12 protein-coding genes are annotated in these 23,255 nt (G+C 48.7%); 11 read left to right on the forward strand and 1 reads right to left on the reverse strand.

The features are described from left to right. Positions 1-84: 84 nt before the first annotated feature. The 5 genes from K7P76_RS02285 to K7P76_RS02305 all read left to right on the forward strand — a co-directional run bounded on the left by K7P76_RS02285 (position 85) and on the right by K7P76_RS02305 (position 12,616). The gene (locus tag K7P76_RS02285) at positions 85-2,658 is read left to right on the forward strand and encodes a discoidin domain-containing protein (RefSeq protein WP_232182637.1); all 2,574 of its coding nucleotides are present in this window, start codon (positions 85-87) and stop codon (positions 2,656-2,658) included. Positions 2,659-2,706: 48 nt separating this feature from the next. Further along, positions 2,707-5,901, forward strand: coding sequence for a glycoside hydrolase family 20 protein (locus tag K7P76_RS02290; RefSeq protein WP_232182639.1), 3,195 nt, complete (start codon positions 2,707-2,709; stop codon positions 5,899-5,901). A 138-nt stretch (positions 5,902-6,039) separates the two neighbouring features. After that, positions 6,040-9,618, forward strand: a complete 3,579-nt coding sequence (locus K7P76_RS02295) for a discoidin domain-containing protein (protein ID WP_232182641.1) — start codon at positions 6,040-6,042, stop codon at positions 9,616-9,618. Between the two features lie 287 nt (positions 9,619-9,905). Further along, the gene (locus K7P76_RS02300) at positions 9,906-10,952 is read left to right on the forward strand and encodes a glycoside hydrolase family protein (RefSeq protein ID WP_232182650.1); all 1,047 of its coding nucleotides are present in this window, start codon (positions 9,906-9,908) and stop codon (positions 10,950-10,952) included. A 200-nt stretch (positions 10,953-11,152) separates the two neighbouring features. Beyond that, positions 11,153-12,616 (forward strand): ATP-binding protein, encoded by a 1,464-nt coding sequence (locus K7P76_RS02305; protein ID WP_232182652.1) that lies wholly within the window; start codon positions 11,153-11,155, stop codon positions 12,614-12,616. Positions 12,617-12,762: 146 nt separating this feature from the next. Here K7P76_RS02305 and K7P76_RS02310 read toward each other — a convergent pair whose 3' ends face one another. Further along, the gene (locus K7P76_RS02310; protein WP_232182663.1) at positions 12,763-13,044 is read right to left on the reverse strand and encodes a hypothetical protein; all 282 of its coding nucleotides are present in this window, start codon (positions 13,042-13,044) and stop codon (positions 12,763-12,765) included. Positions 13,045-13,062: 18 nt separating this feature from the next. Here K7P76_RS02310 and K7P76_RS02315 point away from each other — a divergent pair, with 18 nt between their 5' ends. From K7P76_RS02315 to K7P76_RS02340, 6 genes are all read left to right on the forward strand, one after another. Further along, positions 13,063-14,715, forward strand: a complete 1,653-nt coding sequence (locus K7P76_RS02315; protein WP_232182674.1) for a helix-turn-helix domain-containing protein — start codon at positions 13,063-13,065, stop codon at positions 14,713-14,715. Continuing rightward, positions 14,705-16,534, forward strand: a complete 1,830-nt coding sequence (locus tag K7P76_RS02320; RefSeq protein WP_232182675.1) for a cache domain-containing sensor histidine kinase — start codon at positions 14,705-14,707, stop codon at positions 16,532-16,534. The genes K7P76_RS02315 and K7P76_RS02320 overlap by 11 nt, the downstream gene beginning before the upstream one ends. A gap of 138 nt (positions 16,535-16,672) precedes the next feature. Next, on the forward strand, positions 16,673-17,578 hold the full coding sequence (locus K7P76_RS02325; protein ID WP_232182676.1) for an ABC transporter permease subunit: 906 nt from the start codon (positions 16,673-16,675) through the stop codon (positions 17,576-17,578). Positions 17,579-17,594: 16 nt separating this feature from the next. Then, the gene (locus K7P76_RS02330; protein ID WP_232182678.1) at positions 17,595-18,479 is read left to right on the forward strand and encodes a carbohydrate ABC transporter permease; all 885 of its coding nucleotides are present in this window, start codon (positions 17,595-17,597) and stop codon (positions 18,477-18,479) included. 70 nt (positions 18,480-18,549) lie between these two features. Beyond that, positions 18,550-20,286, forward strand: coding sequence for an extracellular solute-binding protein (locus K7P76_RS02335; RefSeq protein ID WP_232182680.1), 1,737 nt, complete (start codon positions 18,550-18,552; stop codon positions 20,284-20,286). 132 nt (positions 20,287-20,418) lie between these two features. Further along, on the forward strand, positions 20,419-22,785 hold the full coding sequence (locus K7P76_RS02340) for a 3-keto-alpha-glucoside-1,2-lyase-like domain-containing protein (protein ID WP_232182689.1): 2,367 nt from the start codon (positions 20,419-20,421) through the stop codon (positions 22,783-22,785). The last annotated feature ends 470 nt before the right edge of the window (positions 22,786-23,255 follow it).

Raw genomic sequence — 23,255 nt, forward strand, 5'->3', positions numbered from 1 at the left:
ATAACATTTGAAGTTATGAAGTTAAAGAGGTGTTGATAGCAGCTACAGTGCACTCCCTTACCTAAATTAGAGAGGTGGATTCGTATGCAGAAACATTCAGGATTACAAATTCGATTGCAAATGATTCTGATTTTGATTTGCTTGTGTTGCGCGATTGTTGCATTTCCGATTTCTACATCCGCCGTTGCCACTGGCAGTACTTCAGCAGGATGGAATATATTCGATCCGTCGGGAGGTGGGAAATACCGATATGGTCCATCCATGATATTGAATGCGGACAATAGCATCGATATGTGGACATGCTCCTATGGAACCGTGGAAGAGTGGGACTATATCCGATACAAGCGTTCTACGGACGGCGGCGTTACCTGGGGGACGGAATCGATCGCTCTTAAGCCAACTCCCGGTTCGGTGGACGCGAATTCCGTTTGCGACCCGGGCGTTGTAAAGTTCGGCGGCTATTACTATATGGGCTATACATCCACTCAAAATTCCTTAGGAACGGATAATGACGTATTTGTCGCGCGCTCGAGCAGCGTAACCGGTCCATGGGAAAAGTGGAACGGCAGCGGGTGGGGAGGAAATCCACAGCCTTTCATTGTCTTTAATGATCCTCTCATCGACAAGTATGGGGCAGGGGAACCGAGTTTTGTAGTCAAAGATTCAACTCTCTATATTTACTACACATGGAGCAGCCGGGACCCGGTGACAGGAAGAGAAATCGAACAAATGAGGGTTCGTACGGCGTCCATCTCGAATGCCAATTGGCCGGGGGCAACCGTATATCAAGGAGTTGCGATCAATAAGGAGCTGGAAGAGGATTCAGCCGATTTTAAATATGTGCCTTCCATAAACAAGTTTATTGCCGTTAGCACCGCCATGCGTATGGGACCGTTTGCATATATCAAGTTATACGAGTCAACGGACGGGATCACATATAAGCCAGGCACCTTGCCTAAAAATTATATCAACATCGCCGCGCACAATGCCGGTATTACAGGTGATGAGCTTGGCCATTTCGATACAGCCAAGAACAACCGGATTGCTTATGCTTACGGGACCAAATGGGCTTACTGGTACACGGCAATGAACCCATTCACGCTGACTGATGACAATCTTCCTGCGGTCCCCAGAATCAAAGCCGTTATTCCCCAAAATGGGCAGGTTGAGCTCCACTTTCGGACGACGGGCATTTCGGGTGAAACCTACAAGATCAAATATGGTACCGTTAGCGGTTCTTATCCGAACACGATTACAGGGGTGACAAGCAGTCCCTATACCGTAACCGGACTGACGAACGGGACACCGTATTATTTCACTGTCACGGCGTCGAATGCCAGCGGCGACAGCGGCAGTTCTGCACAGGCTGCTGCCGTTCCTCTCGCTTACAGTGCCTCTCCGCGAGTCGGCGTAACTGCCTCGTCCCAGTTAAGCGGCTGGGAAGCATCGAAGGCAATCGACGGGTTTGTTTCGACGGTCTGGTCATCGGTTGATCATAATACTTCGTTGGCACAGGAGTGGATCACGGTGGATACCGGCGCCAATCGGATGATCAAGCGAACCACGTTGACGCCGCGGCTTCCCGAAGAATTCGGATACCCCGGCCCGTTCGCCATTCAAGTGAGCACGGACAATTCCAACTGGGTAACCGCTGATATTGATGTCGGCCACTACAAGGTTGAGCCGAATGCCCGGCATGTCTATGAATTCAATGAGCCGTTGTATGGCCGGTATGTCCGATTTTTTACCGGTAATTTAGGATTCGACCAATATCAGCCGAGGATTCATTACTTTCAACTTTCCGATATTTCCATTGAAGATATCCCGTACGGCATCACTGCCTCTTCATCTCTTTCAGGCTGGGGATCGGAAAGGGCTTTGGACGGATTGAGTACGACGGATTATTCCAGCGTTAGTTCGTCTTCTGCCGCCACCGTTCAATGGTTGTCGGAGGATTTAGGCGCAGTACAGCCTGTTCAAGGAGTACTGCTTACTCCCCGTGCATCCGGTTTAGGCTTCCCTGTCGATTTCAAATTCCAGTCCAGCAACGACGGGGTCGCCTGGAGCGATATAAGCGGTGCATCGTATGTTTCTTATCCGAATCCAGGTTCCGCTGCGCAGACCTTTAAGTTCACATCCCCGGTATCTACCCGCTTTTTGCGATTGTATGCGACAAAACTCGGGAGCGATAACTATTCGAATTACTATTTGCAAATGTCAGAAATGAAGGTGGATCTTCTCCCGAAACGTACGGCCTCAAGCTCTTCATCGCTTTCCGGTTGGGGGGCAGCCAACGCGGTCGATAATCAAATAGGGACGATTTACTCTAGCATCGGACATGCCTCGAGTAATTCAACAGAGTGGATTTCAATCGATACGGGATCCGTTCAAGCTTGGAGTCAATTGCGCATCCGTCCGCGAGACACATATGGATTCCCTGAGGACTTTAAGATTCAGTCCAGCAATGACGGCAGCACTTGGTCAGATATTATTGGGCAAAGCTATACCGATTACTATAATCCGGAAGCGACAACGCAAGTATTTCCATTCAGTACGCTCGTGAATGCAAGATACTTCAGGATCTACGCCACCAAACTGAGAGCAGACAATTATGGTATCTATTATTTGCAAATGGATGAGATCATAGCTGATCGTTGATTCCGGTTCCGACGTCCGGAAACATCACTATTCGAGGAGGGGTTGAGGATGAGAGCTTATTTTACCGGATTGTTGTCATCCAAGTATCAGATTGCTTTCGTCATTATTTTTATGGGTTGCTTGTTCCTTCTGCCAAAAACCGGATATGCTGTGGGTGGCGGCGGCTGGACGAAACTTTATTCGATTGACGGCACATCCACGGATTCCATGATTTCCGCAGGCCAAACAAGGGGAGAGCAATTTTATTCCGCCGATTCCTTTAATTCGCTTAGAGTCTTGTGCCCCAGTTATTCGAATAATATTGGCAGTCTCACGCTAAAGTTGTATCGGTGGAATGCAGATTACGCAACGACGGTTGCGGGAACGTCCATTGCCTCTCAAACCTACACGAATTTCGCGGACAATGCCTGGCTGCAGTTGAATTTTGCAACTCAAGCCTCCGGCAATTATTTGTGGGTGCTCAGTAATCCGGTCGAAACCGTGGGCGTATGGACGTATACGGCCAGCACGCATCCATCGACCGCGTACTTGAATGGAAGCTCCTCGGGACTAGCTGGATATGATTATGTATCTGAAGTATACGATCTTGGAACGGCTCCGAATGTCGTTCCCAGCTTGCGGGAATGGACTAGCGACGCGGGAGATTTCAGTCTTGCAGTCGGTTCCCGGATCGCAGTCGATAGTGCATATAACACGGCTCTTGCCGATACGGCCAATACGTTCCGGGAAGACATGCTGGCGCTTACCGGCCTCACGCTCAATGTCGTGACGACAACCAGTCCGGCGGCGGGAGATTTCTATCTTACGCTGAACAACACGGATTCGGGTATCGGCAGCGAAGGTTACATCATGCAAGCCGCCAACTACGTCACGATAAAAGCCAACAGTGCCAAAGGAGTATTTTACGGTACGCGTACGGCGCTTCAAATACTGAATCAAAGTCCGGACAAGACCAGCATCCCTAAAGGCACGGCAAGAGATTATCCGGCCTATAAAGAACGCGGATTCATGCTTGACGTGGCGCGCAAATATTTTACGGTTGACAGCATTAAAGACACCATCAAATTTCTGTCATGGCACAAAATGAATGACTTGCACATTCATTTTTCGGATAACGATGCTTTTCGACTAGTCAGTACGACATACCCGGGACTCGCTGCCACCCAAAGTTATTCCCATGCGGATTTGCAGGATATTCAAGATTTCGCCCGAAAATATCAGGTCACGATCACGCCCGAAATTGATCTGCCCGGGCACGCATTTGCCATCACGTCTTATTTGCCCTCTATTAAGAATCAGACTTGGAGCGACGTGATAGACCTCTCGCTTCCGGATACGTTCACTTTCGTGAACAACCTTCTCGATGAATTCGTCCCCTTGTTCGAGGCTCCCGATTTCCATCTGGGGGCGGACGAAACGCCGAATGATGCCCGAGGCTTCCCTTATTTTGACCGTCACGTAGATGCGGATACCCGCACGCATAACTATGCGCTTGCCCAAGGGTACTCGACGGCAGGTGAGCTGTACCGCAAGTTTATCAATGATTACAACACCGTTCTGAAGAACAAAGGAAAGAAGACGAGAGTATGGGCATGGTTCGACACCCTTCCGGGCAATATTCCGATCAGTAACGACATCGTATATGACGCTTGGTTGGCAGACGGGATCCAATCCATATCGCAGAGAGGGTTCCAAATCATCAACTCGTCTGCCAGGTATCTGTACAGCGTTCCGGGCACAGACTGGCAAAGCGATAATGTTTATTTGTATCAAACATGGAAACCGAATATGTTCGACTCTTTCAACACTTCCAATCAGTTGTCAGGGGCAGACCCGAACATACTCGGAGTTAAATTCAACAACTGGAATGACATCTCGGTGGCCAAAGGCTTCACGGAAAAAGAAATTGCCAAAATCGTAGCTTCCCCCTTGAGAATTGTTTCCGAAAAGACTTGGGGAGGTCCCCAATCCGTCGAAGGTTATGCGGCATTCCTGAACCGTTCGGCGCTGGCGGGAGAACCTCCGGGGCTCATTACACTGGGAGGAAATGCGCCGATCAATCTGGCTTTGACAAGACCCGTAACGACTTCCTCCAATGTGAACGGCAATCTTGCAGGCATGAATGCCGTTGACGGAGCGGCGACGACAAGGTGGGCCAGCGCCGAAGGCATTGATCCGCAATGGATTTACGTGGATTTGGGCACTCCTTCGAATTTCAATCGAATAAAGCTGAATTGGGAGACGGCATACGCGGTATCGTACACGGTTTCCGTCTCCAACGATGCCGCGAACTGGACAACCGTTTACTCGACGACATCCGGCGACGGCGGGATTGACGATGTCAGCCTCCCCACCGTTTCCGCGAGATACGTGAGAGTGCACGGCACGCAGAGAGCGACGGCATGGGGCTATTCGTTATGGGATTTAGGCGTCTATTACGATCTGCCGGCCGGCAATAATTATGCATTGAACAAGACGGCAACGGCATCCTCCGTATACCCGTCATCGACGAATGCCTCCAACGTACTCGACGGCAACGAGGCGACCAGATGGTCCAGCAATGAAGGCGTCGATCCGCAATGGATCAACATCGATCTCGGTCAGAACAGAACGATCAACAGAGTAAGGTTGAATTGGCAGGCAGCTTATGCTAAATCCTATAAAATTCAATTATCTACGGACTCCGTGAACTGGACGGACGTATATTCCACGACGACCGGTAATGGCGGCATCGACGATATCGAGTTTACGGCTGCAAGCGCGAGATATGTAAGGATGTATGGAACGGAGAGAGGTACGGGCTGGGGTTACTCGCTGTTCGAATTCGGTGTTTATTACGACAATCCTGCGCAGACGAATTTGGCGCTTTCCAAGGCGGCAACCGCATCCGGAACTTATCCGGCAGGGAACGCAGCCGGCAATGCAACCGATAGCAGCATGGCGACAAGGTGGTCGAGTCCGGAAGGTATCGATCCGCAATGGATCTACGTTGACCTTGGCTCGGTGCAGAGCTTTAATGGCGTTAAGCTTTATTGGGAGTCCGCATATGGCAAAACCTATAAAATTCAGGTGTCCTATAATGCGTTAAGCTGGACCGATGTTTACCAGACTGTATCGGGGGACGGAGGCCTTGATTACATTCGCTTCCCGAGCGTTAACGCGAGGTATGTACGAATGTACGGATCGGAAAGAGGCACGGGCTGGGGATATTCCTTGTATAGCTTTAACGTGTATTCGAACTGACGGCATATTTTCAAAGGTACAAAATGCATCAATCGTCCGTTCGGAAAGGAGGTGAAACGGCTTCACTATCATCAGGTAAATAGGCAACCAGATAAGCAGGGAGGCATTAGTCATTATCTATAAAGGGAGGAAACGTAAATGAATCGGGCTACAATTCGCAATACACTGTTGCTTTTTGCCGTCTTCTTATTGGTAACGTTATGGATGGTTGTTCAAAGTGTTTTTGCAAGCGGTTCCTTAAGTTATGATTGGCGTACAAACAACAATTTGGATGGGTGGACGCCAAATGCCGGAATCGATGCTCATCTCGTGATTGACGGAAAAATCGTTATGCACGTTCCGAGCGGCAGCAATGATCCTACCCTGACAGGCCCGCCGGTTTCTATACAGGCCTCAACATTCAAAATAGTAGAGATCACCTATTACAACAATACGGGTAACACGAATGCGCAATTGTTTTGGACGACGAGCACGGGCGGATGGGCGGCAGCGCGCAGCCAATCGTTTTCGACGATTTCCGATAGCAAGTGGCATACGCTTCAAATCGATTTGAGCGGCAACGCAAATTGGACAGGCACAATAACGCAGTTGCGTTTCGATCCGACAACCAACGGGGGCAACGGCAACTTTGAGCTTGATTCGTTGCGCGTGCTTGACAAGGCGAATCGTTATTCGATTAGCAACGGCTACTACAGCTTGTCCGGTGTGGATGGATTAATCGATACGCTGCGTTTCGACCCGACGGGCGCGGGTAATTACAGCGATGACCTGATCGCGAACAACATGTATTTTAACTTCCAATTAGCCGGCGTTCCGTATGCAGGAAACAGTTCGGTGACGGCCTCGACCAGCGGAACAACACTTACGCTCAACGGCATTGGCTTCGGCGGATCCGGCATCAGTGGCAGTTGGACGATTGCGCTTGACGGCAAATGGATGAAAAACACCTATACAGTCACGTCGTCAGCTAACGGCAAAAAGCTGGAATCGTCCGGGTTCACGATCGAGTCGCTATGGGACAACCCGGGTTATCAAGTGAATTCACTGCGCAACCCATTCATTAGGATGGCCGATGTGAACGCACTTTACAAGGAAGTGCACGCTTTCAAGCGGACTAACAGGTCAGAGGCTCCCTTTAATCTGAGCGGGAACCGTATCGACTGGCAGGGGGCGAACGGTTTTGATTTCAATCTGCGGTTTTATCCGTCGACTAAGCGGCTGAATAACTTGGCCTCTTTGGATATGATGTATATGAATTTTCCCGCAATTCTTCCAACGGTATTGAATACCGGCAACACGCTTACTCACACGCTTGACATTGAACTGATGCCTTCCTCGGATATTACACCGGCTGTTCATGCGAGGTATGAGGGAGGTGATTCTACGGTGACGACCGGTGCGAACGCCATCTTCTCCGAGCGCAATTATGGCTGGGAGCCGGGAGAAGTCAATCCAGACTGGTACGAATGGCAGAGCTTACAACGAGTCTGGACCGACGATATCAACCGTGACACGATGGAGCATGACGCCTCCCAGGTCAAGCAGGACCCGAACGGTTATGTGTACACTTGGCAAGATTCACCGGGTTGGCCGTTTCCAGGTTTCATGGACAGCAATCATTATATTATGACTTCGGCCAACTTGATTAATGGCCTGTACAATCACATTATGAACGCGGGCGATTTGAATGCGTTGAAGTACAACATCGACCGAATGCGGAATGCAATGAACTACCTGCTGACGACGCAATACGACTCGACCGCAAAGTTGTTCATTATCACCAATTCTTATCACAACGGCACGATCGGATCGGTCGGCAGCAATTATTGGGACCTTTTACCATTCGGTCATAAAAGTGCTTATGACAATATCTACGGGTATTTAGCGCTGCGCAGAATGGCCGAGATAGAAAGTATGGTCGGCAACACAACTCGCGCCACTCAGTTGAATGGCTATGCCGACGATTTAAAAACGGCTTATAACTCGACCTTCTGGTCGACCAATCACTACGTAATGAATATCGACGTGAACGGGGTAACTCGCGATTACGGCGGAGTGTTCCTCAATCTCGAAGCGATTGCGTACGGTTTGGCCGATACGACAAAGGCGAATGCGATCATGTCGTACTTGTCGAATACGAACACTTCGGCCGGCACTAATGATGTGTTCAGCAAATTCGTCTTTGCACCGCGGGCGATTATGTTCAACATCCCGCCGAAAGCCTCTGGCGGCTGGTGGGTCAGCGACTATGACGGCAACGGTGTTTACAGCAGCAATCAGATTCAGAACGGCGGCGCTATTTTCTATACGGCCTACTATGAGTTGATGAGCAGGCTCCGTTCAACAGGAGCGAACGATGCGTATACCCGGCTGCAGGCGATAGTGAACCGCTTCAATCTGGAACACCTCTCTGGCGGAAACCCACTGTACTATGGTGAAGTTAACCAACATTACACTGAAGGTCTCGTCGGAACGTGGGGCGAATTCCCTGAAAGCGGTCTCGTACCTGTTGCGCTCAAGAACGGGTTTATGGGCATCTCGGCGGACAAAGACGGTCTGCACGTGAAGCCGAATTTCCCGACGAGCGGCATGACCTCGCTTACGTTGAACAGTATGTACTATTGGGACATGAAGTTGAAAATCACGGCTTCCAACACGTCAGTCCGCATCCAGGCGCTGGATAACAACAGTCCGTACACGGATTGGAAAATCAACGGCATAGCAGTAAGCGGCCTGTTTGATCAGACGGTACCGATTTCGGCCGGCGGCACAGTAACTCTGGAGCGGACGACAAAGACTTACGATCTGAATTCGATCGCTCTTAAGACAATCAGCGGCATAGTGACGGCTGACAACTTGTACAAAATTTATCTGAACGGTAAAAGGCTTAAGGGAACTTCCACGTTGTGGGAAACAGGGGATTCCCTACGCGGGTATTTGAAAAACGGCGTCAATACGATCGCTGTCGAGGTCACGAACCTCGCCGATTCACCCGGCGGCTTCATCGGTGATTTCACGCTGCCTGATGGAGCGAAGGTTGTGAGCAATACGAACTGGAAAGTAACGAGTACCGCGAAGGACGGCTGGGAGCAGCCCGGCTTCGATGAAACCGGTTGGGTTAACGCGACGGATTACGGCGCGTACGGAGCAAGCCCTTGGGGGACGAATGTAGTCGGGTTCCCGAGCACCAGCACAGCGCGATGGATTTTCTCGTCGAACTCGACCCAATCGCCAACTGTCTATTTGCGCTATCAGTTCAACTATGAACTGCCGACCGTAACCTCTTCGACAAGCATCGAAGATACGGATTTCGGCAAAGCGAAAGCGGTTGATGGCATCCGCGTGCCGCGCAGCGGCGCCAATGGCTTCAGCTCGTCGACCGCTTTCAGCGACGAGAATCATACCGAATGGCTAAAGCTGGATTTGACCAACTCCCAGCCGATCAATCAGCTGCTGCTTTATCCGGTCGTCAATTCGAATTATACCGCGGATGGTTTCCCGGTTGACTTCGCGATTGAGACCTCGACCGATAACGTCAATTGGACGATAGTGAAATCGTATACGGGTTATGTGCCTTTGAACCCGACCGAGCCGCAATCGTTGCCGTTCAAACAGACGAATGCCCGCTATGTTCGGATTACGGCAACGAAGCTGGGCATTCAGCAAGCAGGTGGTTACTTGTTCAAAATCGCCGAAGTGGAAGTTTATAATCGATAATCGGCAGGTAATCGGCTTGGATGCAACCGAATGAAGCGAGAAAATCCCCTCACCGAACCGGATGACCCGGAATCGATAAGGGGATTTTTTCGATATGTCGGCGGGATTGCTACGCCTTCTGGTAGTGCATCTCCTCCCTGTACTTGCTTGGCGAGCATTTAAACTTCTGGATATCGGATAATGCCAAGTGTTAGTCGGATCCTGTTATTCTCTATCTCATTATAATAAGTAAAATAAGAAGTATAAAGACATTCTGACAACGGATGATGCAAAGGAGAGAAATACGCGTGACGCAGGTTGACGTGAAGATGAGAGACAACTGGAGCACTCCGTACAAGCTAGGGAAGCCTCTATTGCAACCAAGTGGTATTCCGGGCGCTTTCGATAGCCATGGGGTCGATTGTCCGTTTGTTTTCTATCATCAAGGCAGGTTTATGATGATGTATGTCGGTTTTGACGGGATCGGCTATCAGACGGCGCTTGCGGAAAGCGACGATTTGATCGATTGGAGGCCCGTTGGTACGATCTTGAATCGAAAGACTGATGAAGGCTGGGATCGGGTGGGCGCAGCCGGAACGTGGTTGCTGAAGGAAACGAACGAACTTTCAGAGCTTCCGGTATTAAAAAAAGTGGGCGGGAAGTATTGGATGGTTTATCATGCTTACCCAGAAGAAGGATATGAGGCAGGACCGGCGGAAATGGGATTGGCTTGGAGTGAGGATGAAAATCTGATGAACTGGCACCGCCTGAAGAACCCCGTATTTTCCTGGAAGCAAGGAGAACCTTGGGAGCGGGGTGGGCTATACAAAGCGGCTTTGATCGCGCATGGGGGATTATATTACATGTTTTATAATGCCAAGGACCTCACGGAAGGCAAATGGTACGAGCAAACGGGTGTGGCGATGTCGAAGGACATGCTGCATTGGACCCGATACGAAGGAAATCCGGTCATTCGGAATCGTGCCGGCTGGCAGTCCCACTGTGTCGCTGATCCGTTCGTTGCCTTCGACCATGGGCAATGGGTCCTATTTTACTTCGGGTACGATGGTGTTAACGCGCAGGAAGGTTTGGCTGTATCTGACGATCTCTTGGAATGGTACCCAATCGAGCGACCGATTCTGGAGCATGGTGAAAAGGGAGAACTGGACGAAATGCATGCCCACAAGCCATCCGTCGTTCGCCATAACGGCGTCCTCTATCATTTTTATTGCGCAGTTCGATCAAGCCGACCCGGGGACCCCGCATTCGGGCTCAGCCCGGAATTCCGAACGATTACGGCAGCCCTTTCACAACCGTACCGCAATTCGAGTGAACCAAAAAGTTTCGGGGAGTAGAGCTTGACCGCATGATTTTGACCTCAGGGGCTGTTCCAATAACCATGAAAATGGCTAAGGGAAAGTCCCTGTTTTTTGCTTATAATTGGAAAAAGATTTTTTAATGTGCATAAATCATTTATAAATGGATATTATAATATCAATAGTTATTGTCTTTACTTTGGTTATAATCTACAATTGTTTTGAGGTGGTGAATCGTCATGGCTATGTTTACGGATGAGAAGTTGCTGAATTTGCTATTACAATATAATCCCTGGTGGAGAGGGATACAGATGTCAGAAAAAAGTGCTCCTCCTCACCGGCGATTTGCGTTCTACGAGGCAAAGAAGCTGCTTGAGCATCCTGATCTTAGAAGGTTTGTTATTATCAGTGGCGCGAGACGTGTTGGTAAAACCACAATCATGTATCAGCTAATCAGCGAACTCTTGGCGAAGGGGGTCTCGGTACGTAATATTGTATATTTATCTTTTGACAATCCAATACTGAAGCTCGGTGGTTTTGAAGGTGTACTGAGGGCATATGAAAATGCGTATTCAACAGAAGGTGAAGTGTACTTCTTTTTTGATGAAGTGCAATACGCCGAGGATTGGGAGGTGTGGGTAAAAGTTCTGTTTGACTCGCGACCCCATCTTAAGTTGGTGGCTACAGGTTCCGCAAGCCCTACATTGGAAAAAGGTTCAACGGATAGCGGGGTCGGACGCTGGAGTGTTCTGAGGGTTCCGACGCTATCTTTTTATGAATACTGTGATCTATTAGAGATTTCTGCAAGACCACAACTCCCTAAAGGTATTCGTCCTACACAGCTATATAAGATGGACAAGGGAGATTTAACCGATTTAATGAATAAGCTTTCACCTCTTCAGCAGCATTTTAATCGTTATTTGACTGTAGGTGGCTTTCCGGAGCTTGCGCTATCACGCGACGACGCCTTAGCCCAAAGAATGCTGCGTGAGGACGTAGTAGACAAGGTGATTAAGCGGGATGTACTAACATTGTTTAATGTTAGAAATCCTTTGCAACTAGAAAAGGTATTTTTATATCTTTGCATGCATTCTTCAAGCATCATTAATGTGACCACGATGTGCAAGGAGCTTGACGAAATGAACAAGTCTACCTTGACGAGCTATATCCATTTCTTAAAGGAAGCTAATCTGATTTATATAAGTGATCCAATTGGTGTGGATGGAAAAGGGATTCTTAAAGGGCGCTCAAAAATTTATGTTGCCGATGCTGCAATACGTAATGCGGTACTCATGCTTGAGGATGTGATAACGATCCCGGAAGAAATGGGAATTATGGTGGAAACGGCAGTATACAAGCATGTTGCTGCTTTTTATTATACCTCGAACGCGCAAGTTGGTTATTACCGGAGGCTTAAAGAGAACGAAAAAGAAGTTGATGTCGTGGTTGAGCTTCCACTGGGAAGGCTTTTATGCGAGGTCAAATATCGTGAAAATACACATGTTAAGGAAACGGATGCAATCATTGAGTTGACGAATGACGAGAAAGCCAAAGTACAGGGTTCCTTGATTATCACAAAGAGGGCAGAAGATTATGGCGTGACGCAGCATCATTCACGAATTCCAGTAGTTCGCATACCCGCTCCAGCATTTTTGTATTTGCTTGGCAATGCTGAGAAGGAAGGTTATACGGCTAGGATGTAGGATGAAAACCCCGACGAGGAGTAGTCTCGTCGGGGTTTTTATCGAAGCCACTTAATCTTCTTACAGATTAGGCATAGAGTAGCAATTCGGTCAGATTTCGAAGCTCGTTCGCGGCAAGTAGGAGATTGCGGAAGAATTGCCTACCTTTAGCGCGATTTCGCTAATGGAGAGGTTCGATTGGACGGCGAGCTTTTTGGCTTTGCGATACGAATCCAAGTTAAGTACTGCATAGGGGACATGCCGACATGCTTGCGGAACAGGACCAGAATATAGTTATTGGTGAAGCCCGATACTTTCTCGAGCTCTCCTATGAGGATGTCCCGATCGTAATATTCGCCGAAGCCGAATTGCTGCTTATGACGCCGTGCATGATGACGAACCGGGATAACGATCGTGTGGTAGGGGTACTCCAAAAATAAATATTGCATTGTTGGAATTCTGTTATTATGTTGCTAAAGATATTCAATAACTTTAAGCAAATCTATCGGAAGCGAGTGATGATACCCGTGTATAAAGTGCTGATAGCAGAAGATGAAACACTGGCTCGAATGCTGCTTAAAAACTCGATTGAGTGGAATCGGTTCGATATGCAAGTCGTCGCCGACGTTCCGAATGGCAAGCTAGCATTAGAGGCCTATGAGAAGGCTGCTCCGGACATTGTTATTACCGATATCAAAATGCCGATCATGGACGGAATGTCGTTTATTGCTTCTATAAGGAAACGCGATACCCGCACCCGAATCGTCATTCTCACTTGCGTGGAAGAATTCGATTTGGCTCGTCAGGCGATGCAATATGGGGTGACCGACTATTTGCCGAAGCTAACGATGTCGCCGGTCGAACTCCAGAAGGTGCTAGGCAAGGTACGCATGGAGTTGGATGACATGAGGCATCCGTCAGGCGAAAAGCCGGCTTTGATCTGGGATAAAGAGGCGTTGAAAGAAAGCTTGCTTATGGATTTTATGTTTCGAGGCAAGTTTACGGAGGCAGAGTTCGGGCAAGGCTTGCGCGACTTGGGTCAAAGATTCGAACTCGGCCCGATGTACGTAATGGTCATGGAGATTGATCATTATAGACGCTTGAATGAGAAGTTCAAAGACGAGAAGGGGCAGCTTGTTCGAATGTCTCTACTCAATGTTCTGGACGAACTTTTGGGGGCCTTCGGCAAAGGAGAAGCTTACAGGGACGCGGACAATAGATATATTTTATTGCTCAACGTTACAGCAGGGGACGGGGCTCAGGATCCTACTGCTAAGCTAATGGAGGAAGTTCGCAAAACCTTTTTAACTTATTTTAAGGTTACTTTGACATTCGGAGTCAGCAGTCTCGGCCATAGTTTCGGCGAAATCCGGCTCATGTACGAGGAGGCTTGTCAATCGGCAGCCAACAAATTTACTGAGGGTTTGAATCGCAGCTTCCGGTTCGGGGCTCTGCCTGATAACGATAATATTAACCTTAACGAGTTTGCGGGAAAATGGGCATCATTAGGCAGTCAGGCAACTAAAACTTTCCTTCAACAGCTGTCTGTCCTTCTTGGTCATGACGGGAATCTCAGAGAGAGGGTCATCCATCTTTTTTTGGCTTGGCTGCACCGACCCGCTGCGCATCTCGGCTTGGTGGAAGTTACGTATGCTGAATTGACGGCCGAATACGGAGATCGAATCAGAGGATGCGAAACTTTGTTCGAGTTGGCGGAAGAATTCGGTAACTATTTGAATGCATTGGTGGAGTTGCGCCAATTAAACAGCTTCAGCAAAGAAATCGCGCAAGCGTTGGCTTTAATCGGATCGAAGTACAAAGATGAGCTTACTTTGCGGCAAATTGCCAAAACGATCGGGATCAGTCCCAATTATCTAAGCACTCTGTTTAAAAAAGAGGTGCGTCTCAATTTCATGGATTATTTGACCAACGTGAGGATTGAAGAGGCTAAGCGGCTGCTGCAGGATTCCAATAAAATGGTCTACGAGATTTCCGAGCAGGTAGGATTTTCGGATCAAAGCTATTTCACCCGTTCTTTCAAAAAAATCGTAGGTCTGGCTCCGAACGAATACCGCAAGCAGAGAAGCCCGGAGTCTTCGGAGGACAAGTATGATCGCTAGAATCAAGCGATTCAAGACAAGCATTATGCTTCAGCTGACGGTATCCTTCTTCGTCATCATATTGCTCATTTTGTCACTTGCGATGGGGCTCATCTACAATCGGGTACTGGATATCGTTAAGGTGAACATGGAGAAGTCCACCGTTCAAGCATTGAATCAAACGGAAGCGGGCATCATGCAATTTCGCGATGAGGTGGAGAAAGTATCGCGCGGCATCATCATTAATTCAGACCTGCAGCATCTGATGGAAAACTACGGCACGATGACCCAAGTGGAGCGGATAGAACATATTCGGCCGATCTTGGAACATTTGTCCCAGATTCTCGGGAATTACTCCTTTCTTCATTCCATCTATATTTTTATCGAGGATGGGCAAATCATTGAGGTTACGAACGGCAAGGCGACGATAAGCGATAATATTTTATTTCAGGAGAACCCTGTTTATCAGAAAACAAAGCTTGCTTTTCCCAAGCTGGTTTGGTTCGGGGGGCAAAGCAAAGACGAATACGCGGTGCAGCGGTCCGGGGAAGATAAGGACCAAATTCCGAATCTCGTAACCGCGGCAAGAGGAATCAAATCTTTGAACGTAAAACCTCAGGCAGGAACCCTGCTATTGAACATACGCCAAGAGTCGATTGCGACCATTTTCAATCAATTGGTTGATTCGGAAAAATCCCGCATCTACATGGAAGAAGTCGGGGGAGCGATCATTGCCGGCGATCAGACAGAGATGCTGGGCAGGAAAACCGATTATTTCAGCAATATTCCGGAAGACAAGTCCTACGGAAGCTTTACGGTCAAGGAGAAAGACGGTCCGGTACAGGTTATTTACAAGAAGATCGGTCAAACAGGCTGGACAATGGTCAAGGAAATACCATTCGAAGAATTTGTAAGCGTTACCCGTTCGATTCGATTCATTATCGCGATTATTTTTGGAGTTAGCCTGATCCTCTCCTTGCTGCTATTCGTTTACTGGGTTAGAAGGCTGACTTCTCCGGTGCAGGAGCTCGCCGCCGTGATGAGAGGTGTGGAAAGAGGTTGTTTTGACGTACGTATCCAAAGTCCGGCGAATAATGAATTCGGTTTGCTTGGCCGCCAGTTTAATCGTATGTCCCAAAGCATTGAGGATTTGCTTCAGCAAAACCAGGAAATCGCGCAACAGAAAATGAAGCAAGAAATGATTGCCCTTCAAGCTCATATTAATCCTCACTTCTTGTACAATACGCTTAATACAATCAAATCGATGTCGATTATGGCCCAAAACCATTCGATTACGGAAACCGTAACGGCTCTGGGGCTGCTGTTGCAAGGGATTTTCCGCAATTCGTCGGCTTTTTGCTCCCTAAGGGAGGAGATGGACTTTGTTCAAACCTATGTTAAGATCATGAACATCCGATATGGAGAGCAACTCAAGCTGCAATTGACGATTCCGGATGAAATGCTGAATGCGCCCATTTTGCGGTTTCTTTTTCAGCCGCTGATCGAGAATGCGGTTATGCACGGTTTCGATGGACAAAATGATATGCAGATCATGATCGGCGGTCGGTTTGTCGACGTTGGAATGGAGTTATGGGTTAGAAACAATGGGATTCCATTGAATAGGGAAGTTATGGAATGGATTAATAACACGCTCAGGAACGAAATGTTCGATCAAGAGCGCGGTGCTTATGCAGACAATTACCGAATCGGCGTAGGGCTTCGCAACGTCAATCAAAGGATCCGATTAAACTACGGCGCGGATTATGGCTTATGGCTGGAAAGCGGGGAAGACGGGGAGACAACGGCTATCATTCGAGTCGGTTCTGTCCAAAATTCGTAGAATAATGCTAACGTAAGAAATAGACCGGCATGGTGCAAGTGGGAATGGTGCGAAAAGTCGTAGAAAACCCACTTATGCCTTACGGTCTATTTTTTTATACTTAAATCACATAAGAGAAGGAATTAGGGAGTGGAATGAATGAAGGCCGGAATATCCCGCAAGATGGAATGGTCACTGTTGTTAATGGCTGCACCATTTATTTTGCTCGTTATCGCATTTAACTACGTTCCCTTGTTCGGGTGGGTTTACGCTTTCTACGATTATAAACCCGGAATTCCGTTAGCCGATACTCCGTTCGTAGGACTGAAGTTTTTTAAATTGGCGTTGGAGGATGGGAGCGAGCTCGGGAACATTATCCGCAATACTCTCGGCATAAGCGCATTATCGTTGCTGATCTCCCCGCTGCCGCTTATTCTGGCAATTCTGCTGTCCGAAGTTAGAAGCAAATTGTTTAAGAATATCGTTCAAACGATTACGACGCTGCCGCATTTCATCAGTTGGGTTATCGTGTTTTCGATCATGTTTTCGCTTTTTTCCAACGACGGGCTAGTGAACCAGCAGTTGTTGAATTGGGGGTGGATCGACCAACCCTCGAATCCGCTGTCCGACAGCAGCATCGCCTGGTATGTACAGACGGCCATATCCGCCTGGAAAACGGTTGGTTTCAGCGCCATTATTTATTTGGCGGCGATTGCCGGAATCGATCAGGAGCAGTACGAAGCAGCGAAGGTGGATGGAGCGGGACGATTCAGGCAAATCTTGCATATTACGATTCCCGGGTCTGTGCAAACCTATCTGGTGCTTCTATTGTTGAGCGTCAGCAATATGCTGTCGAACGGGTTTGAGCAATTTTTCGTTTTTTTCAACCCCATGGTATCCGAGAAGCTCGAAGTACTTGATTACTACGTCTACCGTGTAGGGATACAATCGGCAGATTACGCTTACTCGACAGCGCTAGGTATATTCAAGACGATAATCAGCATCGCTTTACTGTTTACCGTTAATTTCATTTCTAAGCGCACTCGCGGCAATTCCATATTTTAATGAAGGAGCTAATGAAATGAAGCACTCCAAAACGGATATTTTATTTCAAATAGTCAACTATGCGCTCCTCGTCACATTCACCTTTTGCTGTTTCTATCCTTTTTATTATATTTTCATATATTCGCTAAGCGATGCTTCGGAAATTGCCGGAAACGTATCGTTTGCTCCGGTGGGTTTGACGTTGCATAATTACACGAAAATATTCGAACTGAACGATATAGGGCAAGCTTTTCTTATTTCATTGCTTCGTACGATCACGGGAACCGCGATCACTGTCTTCAGTTGCATGTTATTTTCCTACTTACTCACCCGCAAGGAACTTGTTGCCCGCAAATTGATGTACAGGTCCGTCATCATTACCCTCTATTTCAACGCCGGACTGATTCCCTGGTATTTGACAATGAGGATGTATGGATTGAAGGATAATTTTCTTCTGTATATCCTGCCTTCGGCAATCGTCGGATTTTTCGTGATCCTGATTAAAACCTTTATCGAAGAAATGCCCATTGTTTTGCAGGAATCGGCTATGATCGACGGGGCCGGTTACTTTCGGATATTCCGATCCGTTATCTTTCCTTTGGCGCTGCCGATTGCGGCTACGATAGCCGTATTCCAGTCCGTTGGGCATTGGAATGCATGGACGGACAACTTTTTTCTCGTCCGGGATCCTCATTTGCAGACTCTGCAGATGATTCTATGGGACTATCTGAACGAAGCGGAGTTTCTGGCGGAACGGATGCGGGATATGACGTCCATGGGCAATGTTTCCCGGGTGGAGATGAGCCCCGAGACGATAAAAATGACCATTACGATGATTGCGACCTTGCCGATCTTAGTCGTCTATCCGATGCTGCAAAGATATTTCGTCAAGGGAATTATGTTAGGTGCGGTTAAAGGGTGATACCGGTCTTGTTCCGCGGACAAGCCGGATACCATATAAGATAGCCAATCTAGACAAAGGGGCACAACACATGAATTCGAAGCTCAAGTTCCAAAGATTGACGGTCATCTTTCTTAGTTTGATTCTGATCAGCGTTACGATATCGGCTTGCTCCGGCAATAAGAACACCGGCAAGCAATCAGCAAGTCCTTCCGACTCGCAGGCTTCCAGTGCGAGTGCAAGCGGGGAGTCCAGCCAACCAGCTGAACCTCCGGTCAAGATGTCGATTTTTATGATGGAACCGTTTGAAGGAGTTGCGACTGACCCCGTTGCGCAGGAAATCGAGAAACGGACCGGCGTTCAGCTCGAGTTCATGAAGCTGAGCGACGATCAGTTCAAGGTTCTGATGGCGAGCGGCGATTTGCCCGAGCTCGTCCTGGTGAAGCGCGACCAACTTAAGTCGCTCATTCAAGGGAATAGTCTGATGGAGCTTGATCCGCTGCTGGAAAGCAATGCTCCCGGAATCGCAGGAATGAAGGAAAGGGTTAACTTCTCCAAAAAATTTCTAAGCGACGGCACGGGGAAGCTGTTCGTTCTACCGACGATGGCCGGCCCGACGCCTCGAAACTACACCTATGACATCGGTCCGGAGTTAAGGTGGGAATATTACAAGGAGCTTGGTTACCCTGCCATTTCCAGCTCAGACGATCTGCTAAACGTTGTAAGCGAAATGCTGAAAAAACATCCTAAAACGGATGACGGGAAAAAAATGTACGGATTTTCCCTCTGGTACGATTGGGGCATGACATGGCCGATTAAAGTTCTCCATTCGTACGGGTTGGGGTATGAGCAGCTAGGTACGAAGGAATACGACATGGACCACAACTTCCGTGACTTCATACTGGATGAGAACAGTTCATGGTGGCAGGCAGTCGCTTTCTACAACAAGGCGCAGCGTAAGGGATTGTTAGATCCCGAATCGTTCACCCAGAAGTACGACAATATGTTGGCCAAAGGCAATAATGGTCAAGTGCTGGCAACGTATGCTCAGTGGACGACGCAATTCAACGACAAAATGAGGGAGAAAGGCAAGACGACTAGCGGGTTTATGCCGATACCAGGCGCTTTCCCTTATATCTATCTCGGCGGATCGTCAAACAACGGTATGCCGGATCGTCTGCTTGGGATTACCCAAAACAATAAGCATCCCGATAAAGCCATGAAATTGATAGATTTCCTGTTCAGTCCTGAAGGCAGCCGTTTGATTTGGAGCGGAGTCGAAGGAAAGGATTGGGTTGCGGAAGGCGGCAATCCTCACCTTTCGGATTCGGTGATCGAATCCTACGGCACCACCGATATGAAGGATAAAGCGGGAATTACCCGGTATAACAAGCTTGCCGGTTACGCGCAAATGGCCATTCACCCAGGAGATAACGCTCCGATGGATTTGTCGCTCGTGCCGGCGGTATTTCAGAAACGATTAAACGACATCGACAAGGAATACATTGCTCATTACGGTGTGGAGTATCCGGGTCAAGTATTCGAGAAATTGAGGGAATCCGGCAATCTGAAGTTCCTTGATATCAATACCGATCTTCAGATTGCGACCGCTACGGAACCGGACGATATGAAGCGCGTGGATGAAAAAGTCATGGATTACCTGAACAAAAATATATTCAAAGTCATTCTGGCTAAAAATGATGATGAGTACGCAACGCTTAGAAATCAATTGGTCGAAGATTTGAAGAAGCTCGGATTGGACAAGTTGAGTGATTATTGGACAAATGCTATTAATCAGGCCAAATCCGACCTGCAGTCGGTAAAGTAACTAGTCTTTTAGTGATGGATCGGAAGGAATGAGGGAGAGCATAGTGTACGGTCATGCTATTTTCTCCTTTATTCCTTACCTTTAATCCATATTGAAAGCGCTTAAAAAATACGAAAGTAAAGGAGAAAAAAAATGAACAAAGCAGCTTTTGAGCCGTTAGGGGATTCGAAAGGAAGAGTTTGGACGGTTGATCAAAATGGTCGGCATCGGCGATTGAGCGCACCGTTACTGGCTATGATGCTTGTATTTGCCCTTATGCTGACTATGATGCCGATGACTAGCGTAAACGCGAATACCAACGGTAACGTGCTTTACCAGTCGGCTAACCAAACGACTGAATTTCTTGCCTACAACCGGGTCATTCGGCTTCAAAACTCGGGGTCGGCGAACGGAACTTTGCTTGCTACTTTTGAACGAAGCTTCAGCGATGGGTCGCCATCGGCGCTTCTGATCAGGAAGAGCACCGACGATGGCGCCACCTGGACAACTGCAGCAACCGTGGGCGACGGCCAGACCGGTGCGGGACATCCTGCGAGCTATATGTTCCAGCCCATGCTTTATGAGTTTCCGAAGACAATCGCGGGCTATGCTGCAGGGACGCTGTTACTTACCGTTAACGTCCGCGGAGGCGTTCCCTTTCAGTCGAACTTTCAGATGTGGCGCAGCACGGATCACGGAGCGACATGGAGCTTTATCAGCACGTACCAGACAGGGGTAATCTGGGAGCCGTTTATCTTTCTGGATGATTCGGACAGGTTGGCCGTCTATTTCGCGGATGAGCGGCAAGCGCCAACCTACAGTCAGTTTGTGGCTAGAATCACTTCAACTGATGGCGGGAATACGTGGAGTGCGAATCCGAACGGATCTACTTCGTTTGGAGCGGGACTTGAACGCGTTGTAGGTATGCCGGATCAGACGCAGCGACCCGGTATGCCGACTTTGGTTCGCGGGTACGGGAATCTGACCTACCTGGCATATGAAGTTTGCTTTACACCACGAAGTGCTTGCGAAGCCTATATTAAAAAGTCCACGGATGGCGGACAGACATGGGACAGTCCAGTTTCAAATGTCGGAACGTTCGTCACGACCAGCGATGGCCGTTATCTCGGATCTAGTCCTTACATTACATGGAGCCCCGAGGGTGGACCGTATGGACAACTTATGATGGCGGGCATGCGCACGAGGTTAGTTAGCAATAATCAGTTTACGACAGAGGATTATCAATCGGTCTTTATTAATACGAACCAGGGTGTCGGTAACTGGTCGTGGATGCCCGCGCCTTTCATGATACAGAATCCAGGAAATCAATGTTTTACGAACTACAGTCCGAGCTTGCTCCCATCGGCAGACGGTCTATCTTTACGATATACGGCGCCATCACAAGGTTCACTGCCGTGTTCGGAACGGACGAACAGCACATCTGCAGGCGTGCTTCCGTACACAGCTGATTTTTCCAACGGTAATCCGGGGTGGGTGAACTACGGGGGGACATGGAGCGCTTCCGGTGGCGTCCTTACCAACTCTTCCAACAACTGGAATGGCGAAAAAACAGTAGCGGGATCTACGGGTTGGAGCGATTATACGGTGAAAGGTGAGATGAATTTCTCCGATCCAGCCGGCCACACCGGCTTCCTGGTCAGGGCTTCGAATCCCGCGGTTGGCGTCGATTCGCTCAACGGGTATTTCGTTGCAATCAAGGTTGGCGGTGTAATGGTGGGCAGGCAGGCGAATAACTGGACGAATTTGCAATCGAGCGCTGCGTCAATCACTACGGGTCAATGGTATACGGTTACGGTCAAGGTAAGCGGTCATTTATTACGGATCATCGTGCAGCGCTCGTCTGATTTGGTCACGCTGACGGATTTCACTGTCAGTGATCCGACAGGTCCTTTGAATGGAGCGATCGGCTTGCGACAAAACGGTACTCCCTCGCAGTACCGCAATATTTCGGTTACGGCGCCAAGTTTGCCCTATACGGCAAGCTTTACCGCAAGCGATCCCGGTTGGGCGTCTTACGGTGGAACTTGGACTTCGTCAGGCGGAATATATTCGAATGCTTCTAGTAACTGGAACGGTGAGAAGTCGGTTACGGGCTCGACGACTTGGGGCGATTATACGCTGAAGGGCGAGGTGAATTTCGCCAATGCGTCCGGTCATTCGGGCTTCCTGGTCAGAGTTTCAAATCCCGCGGTTGGGGTCGATTCGCTCAACGGGTATTTCGTTGCGATGTACGTCGGTGGTGTAATGGTGGGCAGAGAGGAGAATAACTGGACACTATTGCAAAATAACGCCGCCTCGATTGTAGCTGGTCAGTGGTACACAGTGACGATCAAGGTCAGCGGCCATACTATACGTTCGATCGTACAACGCTCGTCCGATCTGGTCACGCTGACGGATTTTACGGTCACTGACCCCGCAGGGCCATTGAAGGGTGAAATCGGTGTGCGGCAAATGGGGACTTCCACGCAGTGGCGCAACATTACGGTCGTAACACCCTAGCACGAAACGCACGAATAGGGCGGAGGTTCATCTGAACTTCCGCCCGTTTTTTATACATTCAGAAAGCAAACTCCGAGTTTCAAGGGTGTCATCGCCCGGTGGGCAGTTTTTTGGCCTTGGTGAAGTCGCAACGCTGTGATTCAAAGTGGTGAAGGCAGTTTTTTGGCCTTGGCGAAGGAAGCCCGGATTTTAACGCTCATACCAATCACATCCGCCACGAACTAGAGGATACCAAACCACCCAAACCACCCAAACCACCCAAACCACCCAAACCACCCAAACCACCCAAACCACCCAAACCACCCAAACCACCCAAACCACCCAAACCACCCAAACCACCCAAACCACCCAAACCACCCAAGCACCTCTCGTCCCCGCTAAAGTCGGATTTACCGACTATGGGAGCATAAAACCAAACACTCCACGCTTATAGTCGGATTTACCGACTATGGGGAGCATAAAACCAAACA

The sequence above is a fragment of the Cohnella silvisoli genome (assembly GCF_021190915.1).
GTDB classification, from domain to species: Bacteria; Bacillota; Bacilli; order Paenibacillales; family Paenibacillaceae; genus Cohnella; species Cohnella silvisoli.